Genomic DNA, 10,825 nt, shown 5'->3' with positions numbered 1-10,825 from the left:
TCCGGTTTTTCAGACAGTCGGATAAGTGTAGCTCTGCTCTAATCGGGCCATGAGCCCGCATAGGAGCATGAGCAATGAAACGACCCCGTCGTAACCACTCATCGGCGTTCAAGGCGAAGGTGGCGCTGGCCGCCCTCAAAGGGGACCAGACGCTGGCGCAGCTCGCCGAGCGCTTCGATGTCCATCCGCAGCAAATCACCCAATGGAAGGCCCAACTCCTCGAGCGTGCCGGCCACGTATTCGCCACTGCCGGCGAGAAGCGCGGGACCGAAGGCCCGAGCGTGAAGGACCTACAGGCGAAGATCGGGCAGCTCGCCATGGAGAACGATTTTTTGGCCGGCGCGCTCGGTCGTATCGACGATGCGAGCGCAAAGCGATGATCGATCCTGAGCACGAGCTTCCCATCACGCGCCAGGCGCAGCTGCTCGAGCTCTCGCGGGCTTCGGTCTACTACCTGCCTCGGGCAACGCCGCCTGGCGATCTGGTGCTTATGAGGCGCATCGACGAATTGCACCTGAACCATCCCTTCGCCGGCAGCCGCATGCTGCGCGATCTGCTGAACAACGAGGGCTACAGCGTCGGCCGCAGGCATGTGGCGACGCTGATGAAGACGATGGGGATCGAAGCGCTCTATCGCCGGCCTAACGTCAGCCGCAGGCATTCGGCGCATGCGATCTATCCGTATCTGCTGCGTAACCGGGTGATTGAGCGTCCGAATGAAGTGTGGGCAATGGACATCACCTACATTCCGATGAGCCGCGGCTTCGTGTATCTGGCGGCGGTGCTGGATTGGGCGACGCGGCGCGTTCTGGCTTGGCGGGTCTCGATCAGCATGAACACCGACTTCTGCACCGAGGCGGTCGAGGAAGCGTTGGTGAAGAACGGCAAGCCCGAAATCTTCAACACCGATCAAGGCAGCCAATTCACCAGCGCCGAGTTCACCGGACTGCTCAGCCGCAACGGCATCGCGATCAGCATGGACGGCAAGGGGGCATGGCGCGACAACGTGTTCGTCGAACGGCTGTGGAAGACAATCAAGTACGAAGAGATCTATCTGCACGCCTACGACACCGTTGCCGACGCCAAGGCCGGAATCGCGCGATACATCGACTTCTACAACGGGCGCAGGCCGCATCGTGCGCTTGACGGCATGACGCCCGATGCCGTGTACTTCAAATCGCTGCCGCTTCCGCTGGCAGCTTAACCCGCAGGGCTGCACTTAACTTCCGCAGAATTCTGTCTTAACAAGCGGAGCCACCTCTGTGCGTATCATTCTCGCGAGCGCATCCGACTTTGTTGAACACAGGGAGAAGTTTGTCTAGGTGGCGGCGCTAACGAGCCGGATTTTCGCCCGCCCGGTAGTTGCGGACCTTCACCCAGTCGAGTATCCGCTCCAATCCCGGCGCAGACGGCTGGCGGTCTCCCGCTTGGGGCTCCAGATCGGCTGCAGTACTTCGAGGACGCGGGACGTCTCGATGTCAGCGACGGGGAGGGGGCGAAGACGCCCGCAATAGTCGCGGATCGTATTCGTCCATTGGGTTACATGCTTCTCGTTCTTCCGGGTCGGGGCGTTGCATCTCTATGAAAGCGTCGGCGCAATCGCCGAACGTCTTCACCGCGGTCTTCTCCGCCAGCTTCGCCTGCTGCTGCCCCTGACGGACCATCGGATCATGCGTCCCGCGACGAGCGCTCGGCATTCCGCGGCGCGTTTACGAGCTTCCGCGAGTGAACCCGCGTGTAAGGGGCCAAGCCCATGCCGAATCGCTTCCCTGACCATGAACTTGAACAGCCAAGACTTCGCGCCGCTCCCACCGATCTGAAGATAGCGACCACCGAGATTGGGATATGCTCGGCCAGCTTTTGGCTGGCGATCCATACCGCTGTGAGCTTGTGAATTTGCCGCGTCATGTGCCTTGGTCGCCACGAAAGGTGATTACCGAAATGACTACCGAACCAGCTCTGGAGGCTACTGGATGGGTACGGACATCATAAGACGTGAGAAGTCTGTTTTGGTAGTGACACGGGCACTTAGCTTGCCGTTAGTGGACGACGCTGTCGGACGCTATCGAGGCGGACACCCTCTCCGCGAGCCTCAGCAACAGGGTGCCCGCGATTGATGGCTGTGCGGCGCGGGGTAACAGTTGGGGTAACTGGTCGCCGACGAGGCAGAGAAGGGCGAGCAGTCAACAGGTTAGGTCCGCGATTAGGTTGTGACCCCCCCTCCAGTCGATCAAGTCGCTAGCACGCCTCCGTTTACCCGTTTACCAGCGCCTCGGATTTTCGGCAGTGCTTTCGAGCGAACATCGATCTCTTGATCGGTGCGTTAGCGATGTGTCGTGATCGGTTCCTCCGGTGTTCCTTGAAACGACGTTCTTCCCCGATGTGAGTATGTGCGTGGCGGGGGGCACGTTCAAGCTGCGTCTAGCCGACGCCACGTAAAAGCCCGCGACAATCGGCTGCTTTCGCGTGGCGCGCAACGTAGCGCGCGGCTCGTGCAGCGAAATCTCCCTGCGACATGCTTTCGGCGCCAGCCATTCCCGTACTGCTGTAACGCAGCGGCCGCAGAGCAGGGCGAAGCTTCGAGCCCCTCTCTCCGCCAGAATCCCCAGCTCTCCGCCTGTAGCCCCGAGCGGTCACTCCCGACCCGTCAATTGACCCACCAAGCATGCGAAGGCGGCGAATGCCCCTTCAAGCGAGCGCTGCGATGAACGTCTCGTGCCGCGGTCGCCTGGCGCTTCGTCAATCCGGCCGTATGCCAGCCTTTGTCGCGACGTCAGCCCATTTCCGCGACTCGCGCGCTATGAGCGAGGTAAAGTCCTACGAGCTGCCGCCGACGATGTTTCCCTCCTGGCCTCCCGTCCTTATTTGCGCAAGTCTCGCAGGGCTTCGCTTTTGGCAGTGAGCGCGCGCCATACCAGGGTTGCGGCAATCCTGGCACCTTCGGTGAACTGGGCGGGCTCGACGCGATCGCGGGTGTCGCCGCGGGTCAGGATGAGACGGATGTCGCTGTCGGGGCGGTTGAAGCCGGCGACGAGGCGCAGCGCCGGTATGCCGTGGCGCGCGAAGTTGTAGTGGTCGGAATTGGGCATCATCGGCAGGTGGGTTCCGAGCGCCAATCCGGATTCGCGCGCGACAGTCTGCACGTAGGCGTCCAGCTTCGAAAAGTCGCTGGTGAGCGCGGTGAAGCGCTCGTCGCCGCCGAGTGTGTCGAGGTTCACGTTGAACGCGATGCGCGCGCGCTCTTCGTCGGGCATCGTATCGAGATACTGGCGGGAGCCCGCGAGAGCCCACTCTTCCGCGCTGAAGATGCACACGCGCAACCCTCGTTCGCATTCAGCGATGCGTGGCGCGACCGCGCGTGCGATCGCCAGCGCCGCTGCGACACCGGTCGCATTGTCCATGGCGCTTTCGGCAAGATCGTGGCCATCGACGTGCGCGCTCAGCACCACGCATTCGCGTGTCCTGCCGGGCAGATCGAGGATCAGCGCCGATGTCTCTCCCGCACAGTCCTCGGCAGCGAGGACAACACGCACACGTGCGTGCGAGCCGGAAGCCGCTGCGAGCCGCACGGACGATTCATAGTCGGTGCCGACCGCGGGTATGCCCGCGGCGCCGCCGCGTCCCGACGAACCTGCTACGGCGCCTGCCCCCGGGAACGGATTGGCGATGATGAATCCGGCCGCGCCCTTCTCCATCGCCATCGCAAGCTTGCGGCGGCGGTGGACGGTCTCGGTGCTGAACGGATATTCGTGCCGCACGACGACGAAGCGGCCGGCGATGGCGGCGGCATGTCGCTCGAAGTCTGCGGGCGTCCCGCGGCCCACATCGCACACTTCCCCCGCGACGCCCTCAGCCGGCGTCGACTGTGATCCGAGCAGCGGATTGCATGCGAGCGGCACGCCGTCGAGATCGAGAGACGCCCGGTCGAGACGCCACGCGGCATAAGGCACACGAGCGACACTCACTTCACTGCCGATTTTCGCGAGCCGCTCGCGCACCAGCGCAATACCCCGCTCTTCGCTCGGCGTGCCGGCGCGGCGGCCGCCGCAATCGCACAGTGCGAGGAAATCGGACCACATCGCTTCATCCGCGGAGACCGCACCAAGCACTTCCTGTAATGCGTTATCCATCGCGCTCATTCGGGTTTGATGCCGGCGTCTTTGACCACTTTCGCCCAGCGCTTGAGGTCGGATTCGAGCAGCGCGCGAAACTGCTCAGGGGTGTTCGTGCGCGGTTCGACCGCGAGCGCTGCGAAGCGTTCGCGCAGGTCGGGCGTCGCAAGCGCTTTGACGATGGCTTCATGAAGCTTGTCGATGATGGGCCGCGGGGTGCCCGCGGGCGCCATGACGCCCCACCAGTGCTCGAACACGATAGGCACGCCGCTCTCCTCGAACGTCGGAACGTCGGGGAACGAAGCGAGCCGCTTTCCGCTCGTGACGCCGAGTATGCGCAGGCGTCCCGATTTCGCGAACGGCGCCGCGGTCGCCATCGAAGTGAAGGTCAGCGGCACCTGCCCACCGACGACGTCGGTGAGAGCGGGCCCGGCGCCTTTATAGGGCACATGATTGAGCTTGATGCCCGCGCGGCCTCGCAGGAGCTCGGCGGCGAGATGCGTGGTCGCACCGGTGCCGCCCGACGCGATCGCGATCTTGCCGGGCTGCGATTTCGCGAGCGCGATGAGCTCTTTCACGCTGTGCGCCTGAAACGACGGGTTCGCGAAGAGGAACATCGGAGACACGCCGATGATGGTAACGGGTGCGAAATTGCGCACCGGATCGTAGGGCACGTGCGCGTAGATGCTCGGGTTGATCGTGTGAGGCATGTCGGAGAGGATCAGCGTGTAACCGTCGGGTGTCGCTTTCGCTGCGACGTCGGTGCCGATCATGCTGCCGGCGCCCGGGCGGTTGTCGATGACGAAGCTCTGCCCCAGCGCGTCGCCGAGCTTCTGCCCGAGCGCGCGCGCGAGCACATCCGAGCTGCCGCCGGGCGCATACGGCACGATGAAGCGCACGAATTTGGTCGGGTAATCGACGCGTCGGACCTGGGCGGCAGCGACCGCGGGCGCGAGCGCGAGCAGCAGCAAAGCGATTCTGTGGCGCATGGTCATCCTCGGAGAGCGAATCACGGATTATGCGGCATGCTTCAGGCCGGTGCGCCGCCCATCATGGAGAAGAGTGCAGTCCGGACTTCACGAGCTATAACCAATCCAGGAGATGATGCCTGCAGAGCAGGATGGTGTCAGACTCGCGTAAGCTGCACTCTACGAACAGGAGCAACGGCATGAAAATGACGACCGAAGAAGCGTTCATCAAGGTACTGCAGAGGCACGGGATCGAGCATGCCTTCGGCATCATCGGCTCCGCGATGATGCCGGTCTCGGATCTCTTTCCGGCTGCCGGAATCAAGTTCTGGGACTGCGCGCACGAGTGCAACGCCGGTATGGCCGCGGACGGCTATACGCGAGCGACCGGCATGATGTCCATGATCATCGCCCAGAACGGTCCAGGCATCACCAACATGGTGACGCCGGTCATGACTGCATACTGGAACCACACGCCGCTGCTGCTCGTCACGCCGCAGGCGGCCAACCGGACCATCGGGCAGGGCGGATTCCAGGAAATGAAGCAGATGGCGCTATTCCAGGATTGCGTCTGCTACCAGGAGGAGGTTCGCGACCCATCGCGCATCGCCGAGGTGCTGAACCGCGTCATCACCAAGGCGCGGCGTGGCTCCGCGCCGGCCCAGATCAACGTGCCGCGGGATCTCTGGACGCAGGTGATCGACATCGAGTTGCCGCAGATCGTGGAGCTCGAGCGCCCGCGCGGCGGCGAAGAGGCGATTGCGGCCGCGGCCAGGCTCCTTGCCGAGGCGAAGTTTCCGGTCATTCTGAACGGTGCGGGCGTGGTGCTCTCCGGCGGAATCCGCGCGGCCGCCGCGCTGGCCGAGCGGCTGGCCGCCCCGGTGTGCTGCAACTACCAGCACAACGACGCGTTTCCGGGCTCGCACCCGCTTTCCTGCGGCCCGCTCGGCTACAACGGCTCGAAGGCGGCCATGGAGCTTGTTGCGAAAGCCGATGTCGTTCTTGCGCTCGGCACGCGGCTCAATCCCTTTTCATCGCTGCCGGCCTACGGGATCGATTACTGGCCGAAGGAAGCGAAGATCATCCAGGTCGATATCAATGCCGACCGGATCGGCCTGACAAAGAAAGTCACGGTGGGCATCCAGGGCGATGCGCGCTACGTCGCGGAGCAGATACTTGCCCAGCTTCCCAGCACCGCCGGCGCCGGCGGGCAGGAACGCCGCACCTTGATCGAGCAGGCCCGATCCCGCTGGGCGAAGGAGCTTGCCACCATGGATCACGAGGAGGACGACCCGGGCACGACGTGGAACGAGCGCGCCCGCAAGCGCGAGCCGAACCGGATGAGTGCGCGGCAAGCCTGGCGCGCGATCATGGCGGTGCTGCCGAAGGAGGCGATCATCTCGAGCGACATCGGCAACAATTGCGCCATCGGCAACGCCTATCCGACATTCGAGGCCGGCCGGAAATATCTGGCGCCGGGTCTCTTCGGCCCCTGTGGCTACGGCTTCCCCGCGGTCCTCGGCGCCAAGATCGGATGCCCCGACGTGCCTGTCGTGGGTTTTGCCGGCGACGGCGCGTTCGGCATCTCGATGAACGAGATGACGGCGTGCGGACGCAGAGAGTGGGAGCCCATCACGATGGTGATCTTCCGCAACTACCAGTGGGGCGCTGAAAAGCGCAACACGACGCTCTGGTTCGACGACAACTTCGTCGGCACGGAGCTCAATACCGGCGTCGACTACGCGAAGCTCGCCCAGGCGTGCGGGCTCAAGGGCGTGCAGGTGAGCACGGCGGAGGCGCTCACGCAGGCGCTGCGCGCGGCGATCAATGCGCAGATGAAGGATCGCGTGACCACCTTCATCGAGGTCGTGCTCAACCAGGAGCTGGGCGAGCCCTTCCGGCGCGACGCGATGAAGAAGCCGGTGCGCATCGCCGGTATCAACGAGAGCGACTTCGCACCGCAACGGCCGGCCCTCTGAGCCTCGCTCAGGGGTCGGACCGACGCAAGCGATTGATCTCGCGTCGAGAGGCACCCTGGACCGCGCGCCAGGCGCTCGAAGGCGAGGACCGAGCAGACGCTCGCCCCCTTGTTGCACATCTCTCCGCTCGGCGTCGCTGCGGGCCCGGCGCAGTCCGGCCCAGGTTCCGGGCCGAACGTCTCAGGGGGAATTGTTGGGGTAACTGAGCGCCGAGGAAGGCTAAGAGAAACAAACAGTCAACGGGTTAGGTCCCTAATTAGGATCAGACCCCCGCCTCCCAAAGTCTTACATGCCAGTCACTTGTCACGAGCAACGCAGTTGCTGGACGCAAGCAATTGCGGCTCGTTTAGGCGTCGACGCGAGCTCGGGTGCTTCGCTGTTGCGGGAGGCACTCCAGGAAGTACCGGCAGTGGTGCTCGTCGTGCGTCACGTCCGGATTTCAGGCGAGCGCCGCGTCATGACGAATGCATCCTGCCGACTGTGCCGAACTGCTCTGCCTAGATATCCCTGGTGATTAGGCCCCGCCGCAGCGCGAACGCAACGAGGTCGGCGCGGTTCTCGATTATGAGCTTCTTGTGTACGTTCGCGCGGTGGGTCTCCGCGGTGCGACGGGTGATTCCGAGTCGGTCGGCGATCTCGCATGTCGCGGAAGCGGTGCGCGGCCGGTTATGGTGGCCGCGCGGACGCCAGCGATCCGCGCCCGACGTAGGTGAGGTAGGCGCCGCGCTCGATGCGCGCGAGCGCGTCCCGGTCGATCAGCGATCGCCGTGCGCAATTCTTCGGCCCAGCGGTGACAGCCCTGTCACAATAGAAGTCGGAGCCGACCCTATGACATCGGCCGCACGCGCGCGAGCCGAAACCAGAGCTGCCTATGAAAATTCTGGCAAGACTGATCGTCGCCGTGGCGCTTGCGCTCGCGGCTCGTGCGTACGCCGCGGCGCCGGAGATTGCGGCGGCGAAAGTCACATGGCGCACGGCGACGCTCGGTACTGGCGACAACGCGTATCCATTCCCGATCTACGGCAACTATCCGCTCGACGCCGCGCCGAAGACGATCACGGCAGCGATCGTCATCCAGCACGGCCGCTCCCGCAACGGCGATGTGTATTTCGCCGACGCCGAGAAGCTCCTCACGCAGAGCGGAACGGATCCGCGGACGGTGTTGGTCATCGCGACGCAGTTCTTCGCGACTGAAGACATCGCGAAGGTCGCGGATGATGCGATCCCGCTGTGGAGCCGCGGCGGCTGGATGGAAGGCGCGGACTCGATCGGCGGAACGAAAGGCGTGAGTTCTTTTCGGGTGTATCACGACCTCGTCGCGCTGCTCACCGACCGCACCCGCTTCCCGGCGCTCCGGCGCATCGTATTCGCAGGCCATTCCGCCGGCGGGCAGGCGGTCCACCGCTACGCGATTCTGAGCCGTGTCGACGAGAAGGTGCGCGCAGCGGGCATCGATCTGCGCTTCGTGATCGCGAATCCGTCGTCCTATCTGTACTTCACCAAGGACCGGCCGCAGGGCGCAGGTTACGCGCCTTACGACAGTGCGCTGTGCCCGGAGTACAACCGATACAAGTACGGTTTCGAAGGCCGTGTGCCGTACAGCGACGGCCGCTCGGCCGATCAGCTCTTTGCAGCGTATGCCGCGCGCGACGTGCTGTACCTGCTCGGGACCGCGGACAACGATCCGAACCACCGGGCGCTGGACAAGCGCTGCGCCGCCGCGGCGCAAGGGCGCACGCGCATCGAGCGGGGACTCTCGTACGTGCGCTACGAGCGGTGGCTCGCCGCGGAGCGCATGGCGACGTTGCGGCACCACGCCTACGAAGTGATCGGGGTCAGCCACGACCAGGCAGGGATGTTCGGCTCGCAATGCGGGCGTGAGGCGCTGTTCGGCGCAAGCGGCGGGAACAGCAAGGGCGCTGCGTGCGTCGCTATCGAGAAGTGATCCTGCGTGAAGCGAGCGGTGCCGGGAACGCGGCGTGAGCCCGCCACTGCGCCACAGTCGCCACGCTCCATCCGGGGAATAAATCGAGGGTGGCATACGTCCACCTCTTGACCCTTTCAGGAGATCCCGATGGAAAACCGCCGAGAATTCATCAAGACGAGCTTCGCGCTCGCCGCAGCGGCGACGCTGTCGACCACCCGCACCGCCTGGGCGCAGCGCGCCGCTTCGATCGAGGCAGGCGATCGCGTCTTCATCACCAACGAAGACTCGAACACGATCGCAGTCATCAACCCGAACAGCAACGCGGTGGAGACGACCATCAACCTGACCAGCTTCGACGAGGACCCGCGGCCGCCGTTCCGGTTCGTGACGGCGGGAGTCGCGCCGCCGCATGCCGCGATGATCCACAAGCCTCTCTATCACGGCTGTATAGACGCGCACGGCGCCGTCCCTTCGCCGGACGGGCGACTGCTTGCTACGAGCGGCCGCGGTTCGAGCAACATCTACCTCATCGATGCCGTCAACCGGCGCGTCGTGGGTAACACGCCGAACCCGCAGGCGACGGCCGGCGGCAACCCCGAGCGCCTGTCGAGCGGCATCCTCGTCGGCCGCGAGCCGCACGAGCCGACGTTCACGCGAAACGGCAAGGAGCTTTGGGTGACTGTGCGCGGCGAGAACCGCATCGCGATTCTGGACGTCGAGCGCGCGATCAAGCAGGCAGGCGGCGTCGATGCGGGGGCAGTGCTGCGCTACCTGCCGACGATCAACGGGCCGGCGCAAGCCTGGTTCGATGCCCGCGGCACGATCGCCTTCGTCGCCAGCCAGAAGACCGCTGCGATCGACGTGTTTGCGGTGAATGCCGACGCCTCCGGCTATTCGCGGCCGTCACGCATCACGACGATCGATATCTCGGCACAGGACAAGCCGGCGTTCACGCCGTTTCTCAAGACCAGCCCTGACGGGGCCGAGGTATGGCTTTCACACAAGCTTGCCGACGCCGTGTCCGCGCGCTCGACGAGCCAGCCCTTCGGACTTCACGACTCCGTCGCGCTGGGCCCTATGGCGCGGCCCAATCATGTCGAATTCGTCGAGAACGCCAAAGGCAAAGTCGTATACGCGAGTCTTGCCCGCGTGGACGACGGCGGACCCGGCAGCGTCGCGTCCAGCCGCATCGCGATCATCGATCGCAGCGCGCCCGCAGGCTCGCGGAAGGTCGTGGGGACGTTCTTCACGCACGGTCGGGAAGCGCATGGATTGTGGACCAACCCCGCCCACGATCTGCTCTACGTCGCGCACGAGCAGGACGAATTGCCCGGAACTCCGAATGCGGGACAGACCGTGTGCAGCGCCTTCGACGTTTCCGATCCGTTCAATCCGAAACACGTCGCGCAAATCCCTCTCGGCAGCCTGAAGCTGCCTTCCGGAGAGCTTCGCAACAAGAAGAGCATCAACCTCGTGTACGTGCGTCCGGGATACCGGGGGCAGACCGCGTGAGCGCGCCATTCGAGCGCGGCATCGATGCCGGCATGGCAAAGATGATGCACGACATGCATGCGTCGGCACATACCGGCAACGTCGACGCCGATTTCCTTGCGATGATGATTCCGCATCACGAAGGTGCCGTCGAGATGTCTCGCCTGCTCCTCGTGTATGGACGCGACCCTGTGACGCGCAAGCTGGCCGAAGACATCATCGCGAGTCAGCAGGTAGAGATCGAAGGCATGCGCCGGCGTCTCGAGCAACTGCGCAGAGGCGCCAGCACGAGCGAGCCCGATGGCTATCCGGCGCTCGGCGGTACCCGAGCCGAGTAGTCGCTTCGCA

At 64.5% G+C, this 10,825-nt stretch carries 7 protein-coding genes; 5 read left to right on the top strand and 2 right to left on the bottom strand.

Annotated elements, in window-relative coordinates; all coding sequences use genetic code 11:
- Positions 1–74: 74 nt before the first annotated feature.
- Positions 75–1,204 (top strand): IS3 family transposase gene (locus tag VHP37_32385; GenBank protein HEX2831078.1). Its coding sequence is split into 2 segments (ribosomal slippage): positions 75–336 and positions 336–1,204, totalling 1,131 coding nucleotides; the frame shifts between segments, so codons are not numbered across the junction.
- Between the two features lie 1,657 nt (positions 1,205–2,861).
- On the opposite strand, the gene VHP37_32380 is transcribed toward VHP37_32385, so the two are convergent.
- Positions 2,862–4,130: a M28 family peptidase gene (locus tag VHP37_32380; GenBank protein ID HEX2831077.1), complete on the bottom strand. Its 1,269-nt coding sequence runs from the start codon at positions 4,128–4,130 to the stop codon at positions 2,862–2,864.
- A gap of 5 nt (positions 4,131–4,135) precedes the next feature.
- Positions 4,136–5,101, bottom strand: a complete 966-nt coding sequence (locus VHP37_32375; GenBank protein HEX2831076.1) for a tripartite tricarboxylate transporter substrate binding protein — start codon at positions 5,099–5,101, stop codon at positions 4,136–4,138.
- Between the two features lie 179 nt (positions 5,102–5,280).
- Between VHP37_32375 and xsc the strand changes: the two genes are divergently transcribed.
- The 4 genes from xsc (at position 5,281) to VHP37_32355 (ending at position 10,815) form a co-directional block, all read left to right on the top strand.
- Positions 5,281–7,059 (top strand): sulfoacetaldehyde acetyltransferase, encoded by a 1,779-nt coding sequence (gene xsc / locus VHP37_32370; protein HEX2831075.1) that lies wholly within the window; start codon positions 5,281–5,283, stop codon positions 7,057–7,059.
- Between the two features lie 871 nt (positions 7,060–7,930).
- Positions 7,931–9,004, top strand: a complete 1,074-nt coding sequence (locus VHP37_32365) for a hypothetical protein (protein ID HEX2831074.1) — start codon at positions 7,931–7,933, stop codon at positions 9,002–9,004.
- A gap of 129 nt (positions 9,005–9,133) precedes the next feature.
- On the top strand, positions 9,134–10,498 hold the full coding sequence (locus tag VHP37_32360; GenBank protein HEX2831073.1) for a YncE family protein: 1,365 nt from the start codon (positions 9,134–9,136) through the stop codon (positions 10,496–10,498).
- Entirely contained in the window at positions 10,495–10,815 is a 321-nt protein-coding gene (locus VHP37_32355; GenBank protein ID HEX2831072.1) for a DUF305 domain-containing protein, read from the top strand. The genes VHP37_32360 and VHP37_32355 overlap by 4 nt, the downstream gene beginning before the upstream one ends.
- Positions 10,816–10,825 lie beyond the last annotated feature (10 nt).

The organism is Burkholderiales bacterium (assembly GCA_036262035.1).
Lineage (GTDB): Bacteria > Pseudomonadota > Gammaproteobacteria > Burkholderiales > SG8-41 > JAQGMV01.
The sequence above is the reverse complement of the archived record's forward strand: the minus strand, read 5'-3'. Positions and strand labels throughout refer to the sequence as shown.

Excerpts from the sequence above, each read along its gene's own strand:
- VHP37_32380 (HEX2831077.1), bottom strand. The coding sequence starts at position 4,130 with ATGGATAACGCATTACAGGAAGTGCTTGGTGCGGTCTCCGCGGATGAA.
- VHP37_32375 (HEX2831076.1), bottom strand. The coding sequence starts at position 5,101 with ATGCGCCACAGAATCGCTTTGCTGCTGCTCGCGCTCGCGCCCGCGGTC.
- xsc (HEX2831075.1), top strand. The coding sequence starts at position 5,281 with ATGAAAATGACGACCGAAGAAGCGTTCATCAAGGTACTGCAGAGGCAC.
- VHP37_32365 (HEX2831074.1), top strand. The coding sequence starts at position 7,931 with ATGAAAATTCTGGCAAGACTGATCGTCGCCGTGGCGCTTGCGCTCGCG.
- VHP37_32360 (HEX2831073.1), top strand. The coding sequence starts at position 9,134 with ATGGAAAACCGCCGAGAATTCATCAAGACGAGCTTCGCGCTCGCCGCA.